General features: G+C 39.9%; 13 protein-coding genes, 23 tRNA genes and 2 rRNA genes. All 38 read left to right on the top strand.

Features of this window, described 5'->3' with window-relative positions:
- Positions 1–21: 21 nt before the first annotated feature.
- The 38 genes from CYJ72_RS01860 (at position 22) to CYJ72_RS01675 (ending at position 20,523) form a co-directional block, all read left to right on the top strand.
- Positions 22–2,902, top strand: a 23S ribosomal RNA gene (locus tag CYJ72_RS01860).
- 83 nt (positions 2,903–2,985) lie between these two features.
- A 5S ribosomal RNA gene (rrf, locus tag CYJ72_RS01855) occupies positions 2,986–3,101 on the top strand.
- Between the two features lie 21 nt (positions 3,102–3,122).
- Positions 3,123–3,198 (top strand) — tRNA-Val (locus CYJ72_RS01850).
- 1 nt (position 3,199) lies between these two features.
- A tRNA-Lys gene (locus CYJ72_RS01845) sits at positions 3,200–3,272 on the top strand.
- Positions 3,273–3,279: 7 nt separating this feature from the next.
- Positions 3,280–3,361: transfer RNA gene (locus CYJ72_RS01840), tRNA-Leu, on the top strand.
- A 32-nt stretch (positions 3,362–3,393) separates the two neighbouring features.
- Positions 3,394–3,466: transfer RNA gene (locus CYJ72_RS01835), tRNA-Thr, on the top strand.
- A gap of 20 nt (positions 3,467–3,486) precedes the next feature.
- Positions 3,487–3,559: transfer RNA gene (locus tag CYJ72_RS01830), tRNA-Thr, on the top strand.
- A gap of 17 nt (positions 3,560–3,576) precedes the next feature.
- Positions 3,577–3,648 (top strand) — tRNA-Gly (locus CYJ72_RS01825).
- Positions 3,649–3,670: 22 nt separating this feature from the next.
- Positions 3,671–3,756 (top strand) — tRNA-Leu (locus CYJ72_RS01820).
- Positions 3,757–3,765: 9 nt separating this feature from the next.
- Positions 3,766–3,839: transfer RNA gene (locus tag CYJ72_RS01815), tRNA-Arg, on the top strand.
- A gap of 6 nt (positions 3,840–3,845) precedes the next feature.
- A tRNA-Pro gene (locus CYJ72_RS01810) sits at positions 3,846–3,919 on the top strand.
- A gap of 55 nt (positions 3,920–3,974) precedes the next feature.
- A tRNA-Ala gene (locus CYJ72_RS01805) sits at positions 3,975–4,047 on the top strand.
- Between the two features lie 5 nt (positions 4,048–4,052).
- Positions 4,053–4,126: transfer RNA gene (locus CYJ72_RS01800), tRNA-Met, on the top strand.
- Positions 4,127–4,135: 9 nt separating this feature from the next.
- Positions 4,136–4,209: transfer RNA gene (locus tag CYJ72_RS01795), tRNA-Ile, on the top strand.
- 50 nt (positions 4,210–4,259) lie between these two features.
- A tRNA-Ser gene (locus tag CYJ72_RS01790) sits at positions 4,260–4,349 on the top strand.
- A gap of 10 nt (positions 4,350–4,359) precedes the next feature.
- Positions 4,360–4,432, top strand: a tRNA-Met gene (locus tag CYJ72_RS01785).
- 12 nt (positions 4,433–4,444) lie between these two features.
- Positions 4,445–4,515: transfer RNA gene (locus tag CYJ72_RS01780), tRNA-Gly, on the top strand.
- Positions 4,516–4,527: 12 nt separating this feature from the next.
- Positions 4,528–4,601 (top strand) — tRNA-Ile (locus CYJ72_RS01775).
- Between the two features lie 37 nt (positions 4,602–4,638).
- Positions 4,639–4,727: transfer RNA gene (locus tag CYJ72_RS01770), tRNA-Ser, on the top strand.
- Positions 4,728–4,842: 115 nt separating this feature from the next.
- Positions 4,843–4,931 (top strand) — tRNA-Ser (locus tag CYJ72_RS01765).
- A gap of 6 nt (positions 4,932–4,937) precedes the next feature.
- A tRNA-Glu gene (locus CYJ72_RS01760) sits at positions 4,938–5,009 on the top strand.
- Between the two features lie 24 nt (positions 5,010–5,033).
- A tRNA-Ser gene (locus CYJ72_RS01755) sits at positions 5,034–5,123 on the top strand.
- A gap of 15 nt (positions 5,124–5,138) precedes the next feature.
- Positions 5,139–5,211, top strand: a tRNA-Met gene (locus CYJ72_RS01750).
- 2 nt (positions 5,212–5,213) lie between these two features.
- Positions 5,214–5,286, top strand: a tRNA-Asp gene (locus CYJ72_RS01745).
- Positions 5,287–5,291: 5 nt separating this feature from the next.
- Positions 5,292–5,362: transfer RNA gene (locus CYJ72_RS01740), tRNA-Gly, on the top strand.
- A 48-nt stretch (positions 5,363–5,410) separates the two neighbouring features.
- Positions 5,411–5,662 carry a DUF896 domain-containing protein gene (locus CYJ72_RS01735; protein ID WP_066125870.1) on the top strand — a complete coding sequence of 84 codons (252 nt, stop codon included), beginning with the start codon at positions 5,411–5,413 and terminating at the stop codon, positions 5,660–5,662.
- A gap of 77 nt (positions 5,663–5,739) precedes the next feature.
- Positions 5,740–5,961, top strand: a complete 222-nt coding sequence (locus CYJ72_RS01730) for a YneF family protein (protein WP_066125872.1) — start codon at positions 5,740–5,742, stop codon at positions 5,959–5,961.
- Between the two features lie 363 nt (positions 5,962–6,324).
- Positions 6,325–7,233, top strand: coding sequence for a cysteine synthase A (gene cysK / locus CYJ72_RS01725; RefSeq protein WP_066125874.1), 909 nt, complete (start codon positions 6,325–6,327; stop codon positions 7,231–7,233).
- Complete coding sequence (gene epsC, locus CYJ72_RS01720; protein WP_101814076.1) at positions 7,226–7,792, top strand: serine O-acetyltransferase EpsC; 567 nt, start codon at positions 7,226–7,228, stop codon at positions 7,790–7,792. Before cysK ends, epsC begins: the two co-directional genes overlap by 8 nt.
- A gap of 490 nt (positions 7,793–8,282) precedes the next feature.
- Complete coding sequence (gene nrdH, locus CYJ72_RS01715) at positions 8,283–8,513, top strand: glutaredoxin-like protein NrdH (protein ID WP_066125877.1); 231 nt, start codon at positions 8,283–8,285, stop codon at positions 8,511–8,513.
- A gap of 426 nt (positions 8,514–8,939) precedes the next feature.
- Positions 8,940–9,128, top strand: coding sequence for a DUF1294 domain-containing protein (locus CYJ72_RS01710; protein ID WP_219526026.1), 189 nt, complete (start codon positions 8,940–8,942; stop codon positions 9,126–9,128).
- A gap of 83 nt (positions 9,129–9,211) precedes the next feature.
- Entirely contained in the window at positions 9,212–10,603 is a 1,392-nt protein-coding gene (locus tag CYJ72_RS01705) for an ISLre2 family transposase (RefSeq protein ID WP_284630242.1), read from the top strand.
- Between the two features lie 340 nt (positions 10,604–10,943).
- Positions 10,944–11,381: an HIT family protein gene (locus CYJ72_RS01700; protein ID WP_066125880.1), complete on the top strand. Its 438-nt coding sequence runs from the start codon at positions 10,944–10,946 to the stop codon at positions 11,379–11,381.
- Positions 11,381–11,743 (top strand): YtxH domain-containing protein, encoded by a 363-nt coding sequence (locus tag CYJ72_RS01695; RefSeq protein WP_066125881.1) that lies wholly within the window; start codon positions 11,381–11,383, stop codon positions 11,741–11,743. Before CYJ72_RS01700 ends, CYJ72_RS01695 begins: the two co-directional genes overlap by 1 nt.
- Positions 11,744–11,833: 90 nt before the next feature.
- Positions 11,834–12,922 (top strand): peptidylprolyl isomerase, encoded by a 1,089-nt coding sequence (locus CYJ72_RS01690; RefSeq protein ID WP_284630241.1) that lies wholly within the window; start codon positions 11,834–11,836, stop codon positions 12,920–12,922.
- A 157-nt stretch (positions 12,923–13,079) separates the two neighbouring features.
- Positions 13,080–14,423 carry a DEAD/DEAH box helicase gene (locus CYJ72_RS01685; RefSeq protein WP_066125885.1) on the top strand — a complete coding sequence of 448 codons (1,344 nt, stop codon included), beginning with the start codon at positions 13,080–13,082 and terminating at the stop codon, positions 14,421–14,423.
- 411 nt (positions 14,424–14,834) lie between these two features.
- Positions 14,835–16,103 (top strand): RIP metalloprotease RseP, encoded by a 1,269-nt coding sequence (gene rseP / locus CYJ72_RS01680; protein ID WP_101813806.1) that lies wholly within the window; start codon positions 14,835–14,837, stop codon positions 16,101–16,103.
- Between the two features lie 109 nt (positions 16,104–16,212).
- Positions 16,213–20,523: a PolC-type DNA polymerase III gene (locus tag CYJ72_RS01675; protein WP_066125888.1), complete on the top strand. Its 4,311-nt coding sequence runs from the start codon at positions 16,213–16,215 to the stop codon at positions 20,521–20,523.
- The last annotated feature ends 1,083 nt before the right edge of the window (positions 20,524–21,606 follow it).

The raw sequence follows: 21,606 nt of genomic DNA, 5'->3' as shown, positions 1-21,606 counted from the left end.
CCTTTACGAGCGCAAAAATGTGGTTAAGAAACAAAGGGCGCACGGTGAATGCCTTGGCACTAGGAGCCGATGAAGGACGTGACGAACGACGAAACGCTTTGGGGAGCTGTAAGTAAGCTATGATCCAGAGATATCCGAATGGGGGAACCCACTGCTAAATGCAGTACGCGTAAGCGAGGAAGACGCAGAGAACTGAAACATCTAAGTACCTGCAGGAAGAGAAAGAAAAATCGATTCCCTAAGTAGCGGCGAGCGAAAAGGGAAGAGCCCAAACCATTGTGCATGCACAATGGGGTTGTAGGACTCCGATATAAGACCGAAGTGAGTAGTAGAATCTGATGGGAAGCAGAGCGAGACAAGGTGAGAGCCCTGTATACGAAACTGACTGAAGCCTTAGGAGTATCCTGAGTACGGCGGGACACGAGGAATCCCGTTGGAATCCGCCAGGACCATCTGGCAAGGCTAAATACTCCCTAGTGACCGATAGTGAACCAGTACCGTGAGGGAAAGGTGAAAAGCACCCCTGGAGGGGAGTGAAAGAGTACCTGAAACCGTGTGCCTACAAGTAATCAGAGCCCGTTAAGGGGTGATGGTGTACCTTTTGTAGAATGGACCGGCGAGTGACGATACCATGCGAGGTTAAGTTGAAGAAACGGAGCCGTAGCGAAAGCGAGTCTGAATAGGGCGAGAGTATGTTGTTGTCGACCCGAAACCAAGTGACCTACCCATGAGCAGGTTGAAGGTGTGGTAAGACACACTGGAGGACCGAACCAGGACACGTTGAAAAGTGTTTGGATGACTTGTGGGTAGCGGAGAAATTCCAATCGAACTTGGAGATAGCTGGTTCTCTCCGAAATATATTTAGGTATAGCCTCAGAGTAAGAGTCATGGAGGTAGAGCACTGTTTGAACGAGGGGGACGCAAGTTTTACCGAATTCAGATAAACTCCGAATGCCAAGGACTCATCTCTGGGAGTCAGACTGCGAGTGATAAGATCCGTAGTCGAAAGGGAAACAGCCCAGCCCACCAGCTAAGGTCCCCAAGTAATTGTTAAGTGGAAAAGGATGTGGAGTTGCACAGACAGCTAGGATGTTGGCTTAGAAGCAGCCATCATTTAAAGAGTGCGTAATAGCTCACTAGTCGAGTGATTCTGCGCCGAAAATGTACCGGGGCTAAACAATACACCGAAGCTGTGGATTCTAGTTTAAGACTAGAGTGGTAGGAGAGCGTTCTATATGCGGCGAAGGCATACCGTGAGGAGTGTTGGAGCGTATAGAAGTGAGAATGCCGGTATGAGTAGCGCAAGACGGGTGAGAATCCCGTCCACCGATAGACTAAGGTTTCCAGGGGAAGGCTCGTCCGCCCTGGGTTAGTCGGGACCTAAGCCCAAGCCGATAGGCGTAAGCGATGGACAACAGGCAGAGATTCCTGTACTTGATGTTATCGATTGAGTGAAGGAGGGACACAGGAGGTGACTCCACGCATCCGGATGGAAGAGGATGTGCAAGCAGTGAGTTTTAGTAAGAGTGAAATGCTTTTACTTAAAAGGATGAGCTGTTAAGCGTAGCGAATAAAGTAGCGAAGGTGGATAATCAAACTGTCGAGAAAAGCTTCTAGCGAGATAACATGAACCCGTACCGCAAACCGACACAGGTAGTCAAGTGGAGAACACTAAGGTGATCGAGAGAACTCTCGTTAAGGAACTCGGCAAAATGACCCCGTAACTTCGGGAGAAGGGGTGCTGGTAGAAATACCAGCCGCAGTGAATAGGTCCAGGCGACTGTTTATCAAAAACACAGGTCTCTGCCAAATCGAAAGATGACGTATAGGGGCTGACGCCTGCCCGGTGCTGGAAGGTTAAGAGGAGAGGTTAGCGCAAGCGACGCTTCGAATTGAAGCCCCAGTAAACGGCGGCCGTAACTATAACGGTCCTAAGGTAGCGAAATTCCTTGTCGGGTAAGTTCCGACCCGCACGAAAGGCGTAACGATCTGGGCACTGTCTCAACGAGAGACTCGGTGAAATTATAGTACCTGTGAAGATGCAGGTTACCCGCGACAGGACGGAAAGACCCCATGGAGCTTTACTGTAACTTGATATTGAGTGTTTGTGTGACATGTACAGGATAGGTAGGAGCTTAAGAATCGTGAACGCCAGTTTACGAGGAGGCGCTGGTGGGATACTACCCTTGTGATATGAACCCTCTAACCCGCGTTGTAAGGCAACGGGAGACAGTGTCAGGTGGACAGTTTGACTGGGGCGGTCGCCTCCTAAAGTGTAACGGAGGCGCCCAAAGGTTCCCTCAGAATGGTTGGAAATCATTCGTAGAGTGCAAAGGCAGAAGGGGGCTTGACTGCGAGACCAACAAGTCGAGCAGGGACGAAAGTCGGGCTTAGTGATCCGGTGGTACCGTATGGAAGGGCCATCGCTCAACGGATAAAAGCTACCCTGGGGATAACAGGCTTATCTCCCCCAAGAGTTCACATCGACGGGGAGGTTTGGCACCTCGATGTCGGCTCATCGCATCCTGGGGCTGAAGTCGGTCCCAAGGGTTGGGCTGTTCGCCCATTAAAGCGGTACGCGAGCTGGGTTCAGAACGTCGTGAGACAGTTCGGTCCCTATCCGTCGCGGGCGTAGGAAATTTGAGAAGAGCTATCCTTAGTACGAGAGGACCGGGATGGACGCACCGCTGGTGTACCAGTTGTTCCGCCAGGAGCATCGCTGGGTAGCTATGTGTGGGAAGGATAAGCGCTGAAAGCATCTAAGCGCGAAGCCAGCTTCAAGATGAGATTTCCCATTCGTAAGAAGTAAGACCCCTGAGAGACGATCAGGTAGATAGGCTAGAAGTGGAAGTATAGTGATATATGGAGCGGACTAGTACTAATCGGTCGAGGACTTAACCACGAAGATTTAAGGTTGAAAGGTTTGTGAGTTATTCAGTTTTGAGTGAACTAATATAAGTTTACTTAAAGAAAATAATGTACCTGTGTGGTGATGATGGCAAGAAGGATACACCTGTTCCCATGCCGAACACAGCAGTTAAGCTTCTTAGCGCCGATGGTAGTTGGACCTTTGGTCCTGTGAGAGTAGGACGTTGCCGCGCAGGGTAAATTATTTTCAAACTGGAGGTTTAGCTCAGCTGGGAGAGCATCTGCCTTACAAGCAGAGGGTCAGCGGTTCGATCCCGTTAACCTCCACCATGACTCGTTAGCTCAGTCGGTAGAGCAACTGACTTTTAATCAGTGGGTCACAGGTTCGAATCCTGTACGGGTCATCAGAATGCGGGTGTGGCGGAATTGGCAGACGCACCAGATTTAGGATCTGGCGCCTTCGGGCGTGGGGGTTCAAGTCCCTTCACCCGCATGAAGACGAACAGATGTTTGTCGAGGTAACAAGCCGGCTTAGCTCAGTTGGTAGAGCATCTGATTTGTAATCAGAGGGTCGAGGGTTCAAGTCCTTTAGCCGGCATATAGGCCTTTTTAGAAGAGGCCGGCTTAGCTCAGTTGGTAGAGCAACGCACTCGTAACGCGTAGGTCACAGGTTCAAGTCCTGCAGCCGGCATGAGTGAATAACAGAATGCGGAAATAGTTCAGTGGTAGAACACCACCTTGCCAAGGTGGGGGTCGCGGGTTCGAATCCCGTTTTCCGCTTTGCCAGCAAACTTAGGCAAATGCCGGGGTGGCGGAACTGGCAGACGCACAGGACTTAAAATCCTGCGGGTAGTGATACCCGTACCGGTTCGATTCCGGTCCTCGGCATTAAAGCATGCACCCATAGCTCAATTGGATAGAGTACTTGACTACGAATCAAGCGGTTGTAGGTTCGACTCCTACTGGGTGTATAGAAACGGGAAGTAGCTCAGCTTGGTAGAGCACTTGGTTTGGGACCAAGGGGTCGCAGGTTCGAATCCTGTCTTCCCGATTTTTTTGAACCAAAAATCAAAAAAACAAAACAAATAGTAAATTCATACCAAAATGGGGGATTAGCTCAGCTGGGAGAGCGCCTGCTTTGCACGCAGGAGGTCAGCGGTTCAATCCCGCTATTCTCCATTCATGGCGGTGTAGCTCAGCTGGCTAGAGCGTCCGGTTCATACCCGGGAGGTCATGGGTTCGATCCCCTTCGCCGCTATAAACACTGGGACCTTTAGCTCAGTTGGTTAGAGCAGACGGCTCATAACCGTCCGGTCGCAGGTTCGAGTCCTGCAAGGTCCATGTCTTGTAGGACAAGAGAAAAGGATAAAAGCATATCAAACGTATCATATGGAGGATTACCCAAGTCCGGCTGAAGGGAACGGTCTTGAAAACCGTCAGGCGTGTAAGAGCGTGCGTGGGTTCGAATCCCACATCCTCCTTTACCAATATCGCGGGGTGGAGAAGCTGGCATCTCGTCGGGCTCATAACCCGAAGGTCGTAGGTTCGAATCCTACCCCCGCAATTAAGAGAAGATGCGGGTGTAGTTTAGTGGTAAAACTACAGCCTTCCAAGCTGTTGTCGCGAGTTCGATTCTCGTCACCCGCTTAAAGCGACAACGGGCCTATAGCTCAGTTGGTTAGAGCGCACCCCTGATAAGGGTGAGGTCGATGGTTCGAATCCATTTAGGCCCATCTTTTTTGAATAAAAAAAGTATTAAACTTGGTTAATGGGGAAGTACTCAAGAGGCTGAAGAGGCGCCCCTGCTAAGGGTGTAGGTCGGGTAAACCGGCGCGAGGGTTCAAATCCCTTCTTCCCCGTCAGACGGTCCGTTGGTCAAGTGGTTAAGACACCGCCCTTTCACGGCGGTAACACGGGTTCGAATCCATTTAGGCCCATCTTTTTTGAATAAAAAAAGTATTAAACTTGGTTAATGGGGAAGTACTCAAGAGGCTGAAGAGGCGCCCCTGCTAAGGGTGTAGGTCGGGTAAACCGGCGCGAGGGTTCAAATCCCTTCTTCCCCGTCAGACGGTCCGTTGGTCAAGTGGTTAAGACACCGCCCTTTCACGGCGGTAACACGGGTTCGAATCCCGTACGGATCATTGAATGAAAGTAAAGAAGCTGATGGAGGATTACCCAAGTCCGGCTGAAGGGAACGGTCTTGAAAACCGTCAGGCGTGTAAAAGCGTGCGTGGGTTCGAATCCCACATCCTCCTTATCTATAATAACATCGCGGGGTGGAGAAGCTGGCATCTCGTCGGGCTCATAACCCGAAGGTCGTAGGTTCGAATCCTACCCCCGCAATTGGTTCCGTGGTGTAGGGGTTAACATGCCTGCCTGTCACGCAGGAGATCGCGGGTTCAAATCCCGTCGGGACCGTCGATGCGGGTGTAGTTTAGTGGTAAAACTACAGCCTTCCAAGCTGTTGTCGCGAGTTCGATTCTCGTCACCCGCTTCACGACTCACTTCGGTGAGTCTTTTTTTATAGTTAGGAGGGAACATTTTGTTAAGCGAAGAGAAATTGCGTCGAATTAATGAATTATCAAAAAAGAAGAAAGAACATGGTTTGACTGAAGCTGAATTAAAAGAACAATCTATTCTGAGAGAAGAATATTTACAAAATTTACGTAAAGGTTTTAGAAATCATATTGAAGGATTAAAAATCGTTGATGAAGAAGGAAATGATGTTACTCCTGATAAATTAAAAGCAATTCAAAAGGAAAAACGTATTCATAATCGTCATAATGAGGATTAATTAGATTATTACTTTTATTTTTAATCATTCTTTAGTATTATATATAATGTATTTAGTTAGGAAAGTGAGGGAATAGTATGCTACCAACATGGGCATGGTTAATTATTGTTGTAATTGGTATTATCGCTGGTTTCGTTGGAGGCTTTTTTGCTGCTCGTCGTTATATGATGAATTACTTTAAAGAAAACCCACCAATTGATGAACGTATGATTACACAAATGATGATGCAAATGGGTCAAAAACCATCTAAGAAAAAAGTTCAACAAATTTTAAATAGTATGAAAATGCAACAACAATAGACTTTATAGACTGCTTGACGAGTTAAAATTAACTTTGTCATCAGTCTTTTTTTATACCTTCATTTTAAAATGGGGCAGAAAATGGGTATTGTAATCAATCATTTTTAGGCTTTTTGTCAAGTAATGTTGGTAATATTAAATACTTCTTATATATGATCGAATCTTATGTTCTTAGTGATTGGATCAGTATTAGCGGGTGTAGCGATTATTTTATCGGCTATAAAAATCAATTCATTCTAACAAGCATTTTACTTTATAATCATAAAGAGATATGGCATAATACTGCTTATGAATTATTGAAAATCCAATTATTACGTTGATAATATTCGAAAAGTATTGGGTTCTATTAGGAGGAAATTTTATATGTTATTTGAGAACATTATCGAAACAATAGGAAATACACCTTTAGTAAAGTTAGCTAATCCAAATCAAGATCGTGCTGATATTTATGTTAAAGTAGAAAGTTTTAACCCAAGTGCAAGTATTAAAGATCGTGCTGCGAAATTTATTTTACAAGATTTATTAGATAAAGGAGTCTTAAAAACGGGTGGCACTATTATTGAGGCAACTAGTGGAAATACTGGAGTCGCTTTAGCTATGATGGGGGCTGCATTAGGAATCAAAGTTATTTTAGTAATGCCAGAAACTATGACGATTGAACGTCGAAACTTAATGGCGGCGTATGGGGCGGAGTTAGTATTAACTCCTGGTTCAGAAGGAATGAAGGGTGCTACTGCCAAAGCAGAAGCTTTAGCTGAGGAATTATCGGCACCTATTTTTGGACAATTCACTAATGAAGCGAATATTAAAGCACATCGAGAAACAACGGGTAAAGAAATTTTAAAAGACTTAGAACAAGTAGACGGTTTTGTGGCTGGTGTAGGGACCGGTGGAACTGTTTCAGGAACAGGATTAACTTTAAAAGAAGCAAATGCTGAAACGATTGTTTGGGCAGTAGAACCGACTGCTTCACCAATGTTAAGTGAAGGAAATGCGGGTCCTCATAAAATTCAAGGAATTGGAGCAAATTTCGTGCCTGATAATTATAGAGCTGACGCTGTAGATCGTATTTTTACCGTTTCTAATGAAGATGCGATTGAAACGACTAAATCATTAGCTAAAACAGCAGGATTGTTAGTTGGAATTTCCTCAGGTGCTAATGTCTTTGCAGCCACTGAATTAGCAAAAGAATTAGGATATGGAAAAACAGTGGTAACAGTTTTACCAGATACAGGTGAGCGTTACTTATCTGCTGGACTCTTTAATGCTTAAAGTATTTAAATTTTGGTGGGAAGAAGCCAGGTGGGCTTATCAGCAAGATCCTTCTTGTAATAGTGTGATACAAGCTTTCCTATTATTTCCAGGCATTAAAGCGAGACGTTATCATACCTTGAGTCATTGGCTATATCGTCATCACCATTTATTTTTAGCTCGTTGGGTCTCCGAAAGAGCCAAAACTAAGACGGGTATCGATATTCATCCAGGTGCTCAAATTGGGCATCATCTATTTATTGACCATGGTACCGGAGTCGTAATAGGTGAAACAGCCATCATTGGCAATCGTGTAACGGTTTTTCACGGTGTAACTTTAGGGGGGACCGGTAAGGAGAAAGGTATCAAACGGCATCCAACTGTTGAATCAGATGTGATTTTAGGGGCAGGCGCAACGGTTTTAGGAAATATTACTATTGGACAAGGTGCTAAAGTAGGTGCCGGTGCTGTGGTGTTAAAGTCAGTACCTCAAAATGTGACTGCTGTTGGAATACCGGCAAAATATTATCAAACAAAAGATATACCTGATAATAGTGTTCCACCTGAATGGTTTATTTAATTAAAATATGTTTATTATCGTGATTAAAAATATTATGGATATGTAATTAATCATTTAACAATTTATCTTTGAGAGACTGGCTTAAACTTGATTAATTTAGCTAACTGAGTGCTTGTTATTTTATAGCGTATTAGTTAAGTGGGGGTGAACAGATGAAGCGAAAACTATTCGATTTTCTAAGTCTGGTCCACTCCCTATTTTTAATCAATAAATAACTTAGTTAAGACAAGTTAATATCTTACAAAATAGAATTATTCGAATTGTATTTAGTTTAAATTTTAAGCCTGTTATAATCGGTTTCGGATAATTTTAAATGTATGAAATTTAGTATTATTAATTTTGATAAGCACTCAAATTTCACAAAAAACACTATATTTAGTGTTCAAGGAAAATTTAAACACAATATATAGTTGCAATAGCAGTAAAGATAGGGTAGTATATAGTCATTGACAATTAGTCGATAATCACATCGACGGAAAGAGAGTGGATTATGAAAACTGTAACTGTTTATTCAAAACCAAATTGTATGCAATGTAATTTCACCAAAAAATTCTTAGAAGATAATTCTGTAGAATATACAATGATTGATGTTTACGAAAATGAAGATGCATTAAATAAAATTAAGGAAATGGGCTTCCAATCTTTACCAGTAGTAGAAATTGAAGGCGAAGAACCATTCTTTGGCTTTAGACCTGATCGCTTAGAAAAATTAGCGATATAAATCAATAAAATTTAGATTGACTCGATTAATTAGTTATTAGACTAATAGTCGAGTTTTTTTATTGTTATGAATCTTGGTCAAATAGTATGGTTGAGCCACATTACTCAGTTTAATCACATCAAAAAAATATAAAGCAGTAGTTAAAAGGTATCTCTAATAATAGCTTACTTAGAGAAAATTTGTTGCAAATGAATTGCTATAATGAATAATTGTGATTGGCCATACGGACTTTTAAGCTTAACATGATTATGGCATAATAGAATAATATTTTTATTAAAGAGAGGAAATCTATTGGAAAACATCATTTTATTAACAACTAACTTGTTCGAGTATTTTTTTAACCATCTAAATGCTCAAAGTTTTTTCATTTTATATTTAATCATCCTAAATGTCAGTTTACTGTTCGCAATGTTATAGGATAAATGGATGGCTATTAAAAACGCGCAAAGGATCTCGGAGCAGACCTTATTAGCCATGGGATTTTTTGGTGGTGGACTTGGAGGATTAGTAGGAATGTTTCTTTTTCGTCATAAAATACGTAAACCTTATTTTACGATTGTTTATTTGGCAGGTATCTGTTTAGTAGTGTTGGTATATTATCTTAGTGTAAAATAACTGTTGGTCAGCTAAAAGCAAAAAAGATAATCCTCTGCTATACTGTAAGTAGTCTAAACACACAGAAAGGTAGAGGATTATCCATGAGTATTATAACACAAATTATGCAAAAAATTAATGAAATGATGGCAGATTTATATAATCAAGCGATTCAAGGTGAAGTAGATTTTTCAACATGCATCAAAACTATTAGCGATACGATGCGTCAACTCTCAGTTGATTTAGCCGAAGATCTCTGTAAAACAATTGAGGAATCAATCTTTGAAAGTCCTGGAAGAAAAGCAAGATACAGCGTTCATCGTAGCGATGATGAGAAAACAATCTCCACACTGATTGGTGACATTAAACTTTCAAGACGTTATTACAAAGATAAACAAACGGGTGAGTTCTGTTATTTATTGGATGATTTCTTATCGCTCACACCTCATCAGCGCATGGATGTCAATCTAGAAGCATCCATTTACGAGAAGGCTAGTAAGCATTCTTATCAAGAGACCATTGATAGCTTCGAACATATCGGGATTTATAGTCGCCAGACAGTCAAGAATATTGTGCATAAGTATAGTCCGGATTCTGTTGCGTTATCGGTGGAAGCAAAGCGTCAGGTAGACTGCTTATATATTGAAGCTGATGAAGACCATGTAGCTTATCAAGATGGAAAGAATCGGGAAATGCGCTTGGCGTATGTTCACGAAGGATACAAAGAAAATTTAGAATCAAGTGACCGAAAAGAATTAAATATTAGTCGCATCTTCACAGGCTTATACGAAGATAGCGAGGAATTGTGGGAAGATGTTTATTACTATCTCGACCAACAATACGATTTAGCAGCCTGTCCGACCCTTTATTTAAGTGGAGACGGGGCTCACTGGATTAAGAAAGGGTTGGACTATTTACCGACTCAAACACGCTTTGTTCTTGACCCTTATCATACGGTTAAATACCTTCGTCAGGCATGTGTTGGTATCAGTAATAATCATTTATACGCCACTTTACATCGTTGGCTTTATACAGGTGAAAAAGGCTATTTACAGGACTACTTCGAAGTGCGACTCAGCGATCCGTCGCTACCCGACTCTTCGAAACAAACGCTTCAAAAGGTCCGTCGCTATCTGATAGGAAATTGGGATTCTATTCAAAGACAAAGGGACCCTCAATATATCGGTTGTAGTGCCGAAGGTCACGTCAGCCATTGGTTAAGTGCTCGTTTAAGTTCGCGACCGTTAGGATGGAGTACAACAGGAGCAGAAAACATCGCTAAAGCCCGTGCTTATGACTTAAATGGTGGCGATTTAAAAACTTGGGTAACAAATCAAATTAAAACAAAAGAAAGAAAAAGAAGAGTAGAGAAATTAGATGGCCGTGTGGGGCGGAAATACGTTCGTCAGTATGATTGGAGTGGTAAAGTAGCCATCTTACACTATTCCAATAACACACGCAGTCGCCAGGCTCTTGGGACAATCGCTGGTTATTGAAATATAGTAGATTGAAGCCAGTCTTCATAATGATAGCTAAAGGCGATGAAGTGAATGCTTGATAGCGAGCAACGGCATGGTACTGGCGTCTAGCGAGACTGGATTGGCTATCGGGAGGAAATGCCTCCCTAAAGACTTCCAGATCCTCCCATGCCGCTAGAGGCTGGCTATCAAGGATATCGATTAAAATATGGAATCCATGAAACTGGGTTCAGATAATTAGTAAAAAGTATGGTAGAGGAAAACCAACAATAATTTAACACTATCGTATATTATCAATTTTTTGCTTCACTATTTTAAATTTGTTATACTTATTTCAATTAGAATGGAGGTTTTATAAATGACTGATTGTATTTTTTGTAAAATAATAAATGGAGAAATTCCTTCTGTAAAGGTTTATGAAGATGATTTAGTGTATGCCTTTTTAGATATTTCTCAAACAACTCCTGGTCATACATTATTAGTCCCGAAAGAACATGTGCAAGATATTTTTGATTATTCACCAACATTAGCGGGGGATGTGTTGGCACGTTTACCGAAAATTGCAAAAGGATTAGATAAAGCATTTCCCGATATGTTAGGTTTAAATATTTTAAATAACAATCGCGAGGCAGCTTATCAAACAGTTTTTCATTCACATTGGCATCTCATTCCACGTTATGGTGAAAAAGATGGCTTTAGTTTAACATTTACTAATCATATGGATGATGTATCCAAAGAACAGCTAACTTCTTTAGCTGAGCAAATTACTCAAGGGATTAGTGAGGTGACTGAATAATGAAACAAACTTTTTGGTCTGGCTTATTTTGGGGTGCTGTTATTGGAGGAGCCATTGGTCTACTCAATGCCCCCCGAAAAGGATCAGAAACACGGACGCAATTGAAAGAATTTAAAGAGCAAACGCAAAGCGATGTGACTGACTTAAAATTTAAAGTAGATCATTTGAATACTGTTGTCGATCAAGTGAAAAATGATGGTGTCCAAACTACTCAGGCATTGGTTGAAGAATTACAAGGTGATATTAAACATTTTATGGAAAATAATCAACCGCGTATTAATCGCATTCAAAGAAGAATTGAGACATTGAAAGATAATTTAGAAGAAAATATGAACAATCTATCAAATGTATCTGAAAATTAGTATTTTTCTTGAAAATGTACCATACGACCACAAAATATGTTATAGTTATCTTGTTATACACTTTAAGTCAATGAAGGAGTTTTATTTATAATGAAAAAAAGTTTAGTAAAAGTAGTGACTGGATCGGCAGTAATGTTCTTATTAGCAGGATGCACTCCTACAAAAGCGAATGAAAATGCAGAATCAGCAGCTGATAATAAATCAGAAGTAATCGCAACTATTGGAGACGAGACCATTTCGTTAGATGATTTCTATGCTGAATTAAAAGCGAAAGCTGGTACAGCTACTTTACGTAGTATGATTATTCAAAAAGTGTTAACTCAAAATGTAGATGACGCTGAGGCATTGAAGAAATCTGCTGACGAAGAAGTAAACGCACAAATTGAAAGTGCTGGTGGCGAGCAAGTTTTCCAACAATTATTAGCTTACCAAAACTTAGGATCAATTGATGATTTTAGAGAGTCTGTTTATATTCGTAACTTATTCCAAGAAGTTATTAGCAAAAATGTAGATACTTCAGAAGAAGCGATTAAAGCATACTACGAAAATGATTATGCGCCAAAAATGGAAGCACAACATATTTTAGTAGAAACAGAAGAAGAAGCTAACGCAGTTATTGAACGTTTAAATAACGGTGAAAAATTTGAAGATTTAGCAAAAGAATTATCAACTGATAGCTCATCAGCGGATGGTGGTAATTTAGGTGAATTCTCAGCTGGACAAATGGTTCCTGAATTTGAAGAAGCTGTTAAATCTGTTGCTAGCGGAGAGTTAGTGCCAGAACCTGTTAAATCACAATATGGATACCATGTTATCAATGTTATCAATAATGGTGAGAAGAAACCTTATGATGAAGTAAAAGATGAAGTGAAACAACAGTATTTAGATAGTAAATACAACGATTCTAATTTAGCTTATAGCATTGTTGGTAAATTCATTAAAGAAAAAGGCGTAGAAATTAAAGATGAAGATTTAAAACCAGCTTTAGATGAATTAATGGCTGCAATTGAAGCAGCTGAAGAAAGTGCTAAAGCCGCTGAAGAAGCCGCTGAAGAAACGACGGCTGAAGGTGAATCAGAAGCGGAAGAAACAACAGCTGAAGGCGAATCAGAAGAAACAGAAGCAGAAGAAACTGCTGCTGAAGACGAAGCCGCTGAAGAGACAACAGTTGCTGAGTAATTAAATAGATAATACAAATGACTAAGTTAGGTTTTGAGGCATTAAAAGGATTAACTTTTTAAAAGACTCAAGCCTGACTTTTTATTATTTTAGTAGTGAGATACAACTCCTAATATGATACAATTTATTTGTATGTTCTAACAAGAAGGAGAAAACAATGACAACATTTAAAGAATTAAATTTACAGCCGTTTATCCAAAAAGCATTAGCAGAATTACAATTTGAAAATTTAACGGCTGTTCAAGAAGAAGTTTTAAAACCGGCTTTAGCAGGTGAAAACTTAATTGTTCAATCTCAGACTGGTTCAGGTAAAACACATAGTTTTTTAGTACCGATTGTCAATCAAATCGATCCTCAAGAGGCAAGTGTGCAAGTCGTTATTACCGCTCCCAGTCGTGAGTTAGCGAATCAATTATATGATGTGACGCGACAATTGGTCAAAGATGCGCCAGAAGAAATTGTTGTAAATAATTATGTCGGTGGGACTGATAAGGATCGTCAAATTGAAAAGCTTAACAATCGTCAACCTCATATTGTTATCGGAACCCCTGGTCGTATTTTTGACCTCATGTCAGCCAATGCCTTATGGGTCCAAACAACTAAGATAATGGTTGTGGATGAAGCTGATATGACGATGGATCTAGGCTTTTTATCTATTATCGATGAAATTGCTTCGAGAATGCCTCAAGAGTTACAATTAATGGTCTTTTCAGCGACCATTCCTCAACAGTTATCGGTCTTTTTAAATAAATATGTGACTAGTCCCAAACAGATTAAAATTGAGCCAAAACAAGTATTAGCTGAAGAAATTCAAAATTATTTAATTAATACAAAAGGGCAAGATCGCCGTGAATTAGTTTATCAATTATTAACGATGGGTCATCCTTACTTAGCGTTAGTCTTTTGTAATACCAGACAATATGCTGATGAAGTGGCTGATTATTTAAAAGAACAGGGCTTAAAAGTAGCCTTGATTCATGGTGGAATCCCACCGCGTGAGCGTAAACGCCTAATGAAGCAAGTTCGAGATTTGGACTATCAATTTGTTGTAGCAAGCGACCTAGCTGCTAGAGGGATTGATATACCTGGAGTTTCAATGGTGATTAATACTGAAGTACCTAAAGAATTAGAGTTCTTTGTTCATCGTGTAGGACGAACAGGACGTAATAATATTGCGGGGACTGCTTATACCTTTGTGACCCCCGATGATGACCAAGCGATTGTCCAGTTGGAGAAAAAAGGTATTGAATTTACTGAAGTTGAGCTAGTAAAAGGTGAGATTCGACCAGCTAAAATACGTAATCGTCGTCAAAAGCGTCAAGATACTAAGAAAGATACGGACGATGCTGTAATCAAAGGCATGATTGCTAAAAATAAAAAACGTAAAGTTAAACCTGGCTATAAAAAAAAGCTAGATATTCAAATTAAAGAACAAAGACGTCAAACAGCTAAAAAGCAAGCACGTTCAATGAGACGGAATCAGGGACGTTCAGGTAAATAATTCTGAAAACGTGTTAAATATTTTAGCTAAACCCATTATGAGGATTGATAATGAAGAGAATCCTGTTTGTAAGTAGACGGATCACATTCACTATTATAATTTGGATGAGTGAGGTTTTAGGGAGTGGGCGTGGAGTAGAAAATCGAATAATTTTCGATTCGTCTGTTCATCCTAGCAAAGTTGGGAGCGGGCCAGAAGTAGAAAATTAAATGATTTTCGCTTCGTCGGCCCCCACAGTTTAGTAGGTCTCAAACAAGTCTTTAAGACGCAGTTTGAGATCGTACAACCACTGCGCTATAAACTAATAGATGGAGCCAAATAGATTTATTAAACTGTTTGCCCATTTTCTTCAATAAATTGTGGGTGTTATGCTATAATATGAAGCATATTCATTAAGAAAAGGTGTTTTAAATGTTAAAAACAATTGTCATATTTTTACTGATATTTTCAATTATTGTTGTATATCATGAATTTGGGCATTATTATTTTGCCAAAAAAGCCGGGATTCGGGTGCGGGAATTTGCTTTAGGTATGGGTCCTAAATTATTTGCCAAACAAGATAAATCCGGAACGACTTATACCGTGCGAATGTTGCCATTAGGAGGTTACGTGCGCTTAGCAGGTTTAAATGAAGAAGACGGGATTGAACCGGGGATGCAAGTAGGATTAATCCTCAATGAACAAAACATTGTCACTGGTATTAATCTTTCCGATAAAAATGACCCTGAGGAATTACCGGTACAAGTAGATGAAGCAGAATTGATTGATAAGATGATGATACGAGCACTTCCCATTGGGCAAGAAACGATGGTGACCTATCAAGTAGATCCAAATGCTTTTATTACCGAGGCCGATGGTACTAAAGTTTTGGTTTCACCAAGAGCGACACGTTATGAAAGTGCCACCCCTTGGAATAAAATTAAGACCAATATTGCCGGACCAGTGAACAACTTTATTTTAGCTATCGTTGGGTTTATGATTGTTGCCTTAATTTCAGGAGGCGTTGTGTCAGATACTTCCATCATAGGTGAGGTAAGTGCTGATTCTCCAGCAGCCACAGCCGGTTTAATAGCAGGAGACCGGATAACGAAATTTGGGGATCAAACGATTAATAATTGGAACGAATTAGCGATGGCCATCCAAGCAAATCCTGGAAAAACAATTCCTATCGAATATCAACGTGATAATCAGACCCACACCAGTCAAATTACCGTTAACGAAGTTAAGGATGAGGAATCTGGGCAAACATTTGGACAGATTGGGATTATCCGTTCTTATGACACAAGCATCAAGAGTCGCTTATTATTTGGCTTTAGCCAAACATGGGCTGTAATCACGATGGTTATTTCTACTATTTTAGGAATGTTTAAGCGTGGTTTTGATGTGAATCAATTTGGGGGACCGGTAGCCATGGCACAAATGACCAATACAGTTGTCCAACATGGCGCCTTAACGGTCATCAGCTTTATGTCTATGTTAAGTGCAAACTTAGGTATTATGAATTTATTACCTATACCAGCACTTGATGGCGGAAAAATTATCTTAAATATTTATGAAGCTATTAGAGGAAAACCACTAGCACAAGAAAAAGAAGGCATTATTACTTTAATTGGAGTAGCAATCTTATTTATTTTGATGATAGTAGTGACTTGGAATGATATTATGAGAGCTTTCTTTTAATCGTATAGTTTGATAAAATATAAAAGCCAAGAAAAGATGAGGTGGCAATAAAGTGACGCAGGTGACTTTATCCGCCTCCTTTTCTTTATGTTAGTGGAAATGGAGGATAATGATGGACAAGACAGAATTATTTCAACATTTGTTAAATCAAATTCAATTGCAAGATGAAGATATTTTAGACGCTTTATCGCAAACAGCTATTGACCATGTCGATATTTTAGCACAATCAAATCAATGGCATTTTCATTTGAAGAGTGCCGAACGATTCCATCCACATGTTTATAATGTTTTTATACACCATTTGCGCATGGCTTTTTCAGCTATTGCTAAAGTGGAGGTTTGGTGGCAGTTTGATCATGATCAATTGACTGATGAAATTATTTTAGATTATTGGACGGCCGTTTTAAGTGTCGTTTCAATGGAAAAACCATTCGTTAAAACACTTTTAGGTTCAGCTAAGCATCAATTGGATGGTCGAACAATTAAAGTTGCTTTAGCAATGGAACAACAAATTGATGTTATCCAAAACCAATATCATTCTTTATTAATGGAACATTTAGCAAGAGTTGGAATTAACAATATTCAAATTGAATATTATTTTGATGAAAAATTACATGAAGCAGAACGTTTAAGTGTAATGGAACGTAAGATGTTGGAAGATGAAAAAAATCTTAAAGACGCGATGGTAATGGCTGAAAAGCGTCAACAACAAACGCGTATTGAAGCACCAGTTAATAATAGTGATATTAAACCAATCGGTAAAGACATTACCAGCAACATTATTACCCCCATCAAAGAATTGCCTGATAATCAATTTAGACAAGTCATTGAAGGGTATGTCTTTAGTAAAGAAATTAAAGATTTACGTTCAGGCAATCAATTAATGATTTTAAAAGTCACGGACTATACGAGTTCGGTAACTGTAAAATTAATGAGTGGACGCGGTATTAAAAAAGAATCATTTACCTTGTACAATAAGGGCGACTGGTTACGTCTAGAAGGGGATATGGTACCGGATAACTTTACATCAGAATTAGACTTTAGACCCCGTAGTATTCGTCATATTACCCATAACGAACGGGTTGATCGTGCACCAGAGGGTGAAAAACGAGTTGAGTTGCATTTACATTCTAATATGAGTCAAATGGATGCTACTAATAGTGTTAGTGATTTTATTAAACAAGCTGCTAAATGGGGGCATCCAGCTATTGCTATTACCGATCATGGGGCCGCCCAAGCCTTTCCAGAAGCTTATTCTGCAGGAAAAGCGAATAACATTAAAGTGCTCTATGGTATTGAAGCTTATGTCGTCAATGATGGTGAACCGATTGCTTATTACCCACAACCAATCGAGTTAGATTCGGCTACCTATGTAGTGTTTGACGTGGAAACAACGGGGCTTTCGGCTGTTTATGATAAAATTATCGAATTAGCTGGTGTCAAAATGCAAAATGGCGAAGTGATCGATACGTTTGAAGCCTTTATTAATCCGGGTCATCCGCTTTCTGCCTTTACGACAGAGTTAACCGGTATTACTGACGCAATGTTACAAGATGCGCCCCCAGAAGCCGAAGTTTTACAAAAATTTTATGAATTTAGTAAAGATACGATTTTAGTGGCGCATAATGCGAGCTTTGATATGGGATTCTTAAATAAAGGCTATCTTCGTATGGGACTTAAAGAGACAACACAACCTGTCATTGATACTTTGGAGTTGTCACGTTTAGTTAATAGTCATTTACGGGCGCATCGTTTAAATACTTTAGCCAAACATTATAATATCAATTTAGAACAACATCACCGGGCAGTCTTTGACTCGGAAACAACGGGTTATATTTTGTATAAATTGTTAGAACAAGCTAAAGATGATTTTAATATGACCATGCATTCGCAATTAAATGATCAATTAGGTGAGGGTGATAGTTATAAAAATGCTCGTCCATTTCATGCGACGCTCTTAGCGAAAAATCAAGAAGGATTAAAAGATTTATTCAAAATTATTTCTGAATCCAATGTTAAGTATTTCTTTAGAACGCCACGAGTACCGCGAAGCTTATTAGTCAAATATCGCGAAAATTTACTAGTTGGTACGGCTTGTAGTGAGGGGGAAATTTTCACTACGATGATGCAAAAAGGGTTTGATGAGACGGCGGAGTTAGTAGATTTTTATGATTATATTGAACTTCAACCAAAATCAGTTTATCAAACTTTAATCGACCAAGAACAATTAGGTTCAGTAGCCGATTTAGAAAACATCATGCGTGAATTAGTACGTTTAGGTGAAGAAAAGAATATTCCGGTTGTTGCGACTGGTAATGTTCATTACTTAGATGAAAAAGACTCAATTTATCGTGAAATTCTAATTAAATCAATGAAAATTAATGCCAATCGTCAAGTGTTTTTACCACCTGTTCATTTTAGAACGACGGATGAAATGTTGATGGAATTTGCTTTTTTAGGTAGTGAAAAGGCTAAAGAATTAGTGGTAACCAATACCCAAAAAATTGCTGATTCAATTGATGAAATCGAAGTAATAAAGGATAAACTATTTACACCTAATATTCCAGGTAGTAATGAAGAAATCCGTCGCTTAAGTTATGATAAAGCGCATGAATTATATGGCGATCCATTGCCTGAAATTGTTGAAGCACGTATTGAAAAAGAACTGAATTCGATAATTTCAAATGGTTTTGCGGTTATTTATTTAATTTCCCAAAAACTGGTTCATAAAAGTAATGAAGATGGTTATTTAGTTGGTTCACGGGGTTCGGTAGGTTCTTCGTTAGTCGCAACCATGACAGGAATTACCGAAGTCAATCCTTTAGCACCCCATTATTATTGTAAAGAGTGTAAATTTAGTGAATTCTTCACTAAGGGGGAAGTTGGGTCAGGTTTTGACTTACAACCGAAGGATTGTCCGCATTGTGGCAAACCTTTACACCGAGATGGCCATGATATTCCATTTGAGACTTTCTTGGGATTCTATGGTGACAAAGTACCCGATATCGATTTGAACTTCTCTGGTGAGTATCAACCACGTGCCCATGCTTATACCAAAGTATTATTCGGTGAAGATTATGTTTATCGTGCCGGAACCATTTCGACAGTTGCAGAAAAGACCGCATTTGGTTATGTGAGAGGTTATCTCGAAACTACCGGAGAACATATGCCACAAGCAGAAAAAGAACGCTTAGCCAAAGGAATTGAAGGTGTAAAAAGAACTACTGGTCAACATCCGGGAGGGATTATTGTTATTCCAGATTATATGGATGTTTTTGATTTTACACCCGTGCAGTATCCAGCTGATGATTTGTCAGCCGAATGGCGAACTACCCATTTTGATTTCCATTCAATTCATGACAATGTCCTAAAACTTGATATATTAGGACACGATGATCCGACAATGATTCGGAAATTACAAGATTTAAGTGGCATTGACCCCCAAACCATTCCGATGAATGACCCAGATGTGATGTCTTTATTTAGTGGACCGGAAGCATTAGGGGTGACAAGTGAGCAAATCTTTTCGGAAACAGGAACTTTGGGCGTACCAGAATTCGGAACTTTCTTCGTTAGAGGGATGTTAACGGAAACCAAACCTAAGACTTTTGCAGAATTACTGCAAATTTCAGGTCTGTCACATGGTACCGACGTTTGGTTAGGAAACGCGCAAGAGCTAATTAAAAATAAAACGACGACGCTAGCCAAAGTAATTGGATGTCGTGATGATATTATGGTGACCTTAATGCAATATGGAATTGAAGATGGCTTAGCCTTCAAGATTATGGAAAGTGTTCGTAAAGGGAAAGGTATCCCAGATGATTGGCAAGAAACCATGCGTGAAAATAAAGTACCTGAGTGGTACATTGACTCTTGCTTAAAGATTAAGTATATGTTTCCGAAAGCCCATGCGGCAGCCTATATTATGATGGCCTTACGGGTGGCATACTTTAAAGTGCACTATCCAATGTATTATTATGCTGCTTATTTTTCAATTCGGGCTGAAGATTTCGATTTAGTAGCCATGCATCAAGGAAAAGAGATGGTCAAGCGACGTATTCGAGAAATCCAAGCGAAAGGGTTTGATGCTTCAGTGAAGGAAAAGAGTTTACAAACCGTCCTAGAATTAGCGAATGAAATGCTGGAGCGAGGCTTTAAATTCTCGATGATTGATATTGATAAATCAGAAGCTGATGTCTTTAAAATCGAAGGAGATACGCTCATTCCACCTTTCAATGCAGTATCAGGCTTAGGTCTAAGTGTCGCGCAACAAATCGTTAAAGCACGCTCAGAAGCGCCTTTTATTTCCAAAGAAGATTTACAAAAACGTGGCAAAGTTTCGAAAACAATTATTGAATATCTTACTGAAAATGGGGTCTTAGACCATTTACCAGATGAAGATCAATTAAGCTTATTTTAAGAAGCGTTAAGTTAATTGAGAGTAGGCATAAGAGGCTGGGCATAAATTTGATAAATTTAGTCAAAATTATTGTGCGTTAATTAAAAGCGCAGTGATTGAGTGGCCTCAAACTGCGTCTTAACGAGGCTGAGAATAATCTTGACCAATTCATTCAGATTAGTGCTCGATATTTAAAAGCACAGTGGTTGAGTGGCCTCAAACTGCGTCGTAACGAGGTTTAGAATAATCTTGACCAATTCACTCAGATTAGTGCTCGATATTTAAAAGCGCAGTGGTTGAGTGGCCTCAAACTGCGTCTTAACGAGGTTTGGCATAAATTTGATAAAATCAATCAAGTGATTGCTCGATATTAATAGCGCAGTGGTTGAGTGGCCTCAATCTGCGTCTTGCAACTTGTTTGAGGCCTACTCAACTGTGCGGGGGTGGACAAACGAAGCGAAAATTATTCAATTTCTACTTCTGGTCCACTCCCAACTGTGCGGGGGTAGGCCGACGAAGCGAAAATCATTCGATTTTCTACTTCTGGTCCACTCCCAACTGTGCGGGGGTGGACAAACGAAGCGAAAATTATTCAATTTCTACTTCTGGTCCACTCCCAACTGTGCGGGGGTAGGCCGACGAAGCGAAAATCATTCGATTTTCTACTTCTGGTCCACTCCCAACTGTGCGGGGGTGGACAGACGAGCGAAGATTATTCAATTTCTACTTCTGGTCCACTCCCAACTGTGCGGAGGTAGGCCAATGAAGCGAAAATCATTTGATTTTCTACTTCTGGTCTACTCACAACTTTGCGTGGGTGAACAGACGAAGCGGAAATTATTAAATTTTCTACTTCCAGTTCATTCCCCACGACAATGCCAAGTTCGCCCTATTAGTATAATCGAGAACGTACTAATAACTGTCAAGGAGTGTTATTTGGTAATATTCAACGATGATGCTATGTTTCACTTTATAGGGTAGGATGAAAGGTAATAATACAATACTTAAATTTATGAAGTACTGCTTGAGTTGAACTTAGGCAGTGCTTTTTTTAAGATGAAAGTTATAATAAAAACAAATCAATGATGGTTTGAATAAGATTAG

The sequence above is a fragment of the Globicatella sanguinis genome, assembly GCF_002847845.2.
Classification (GTDB): domain Bacteria; phylum Bacillota; class Bacilli; order Lactobacillales; family Aerococcaceae; genus Globicatella; species Globicatella sanguinis.
This window is presented reverse-complemented; position numbering and strand designations above follow the sequence as displayed.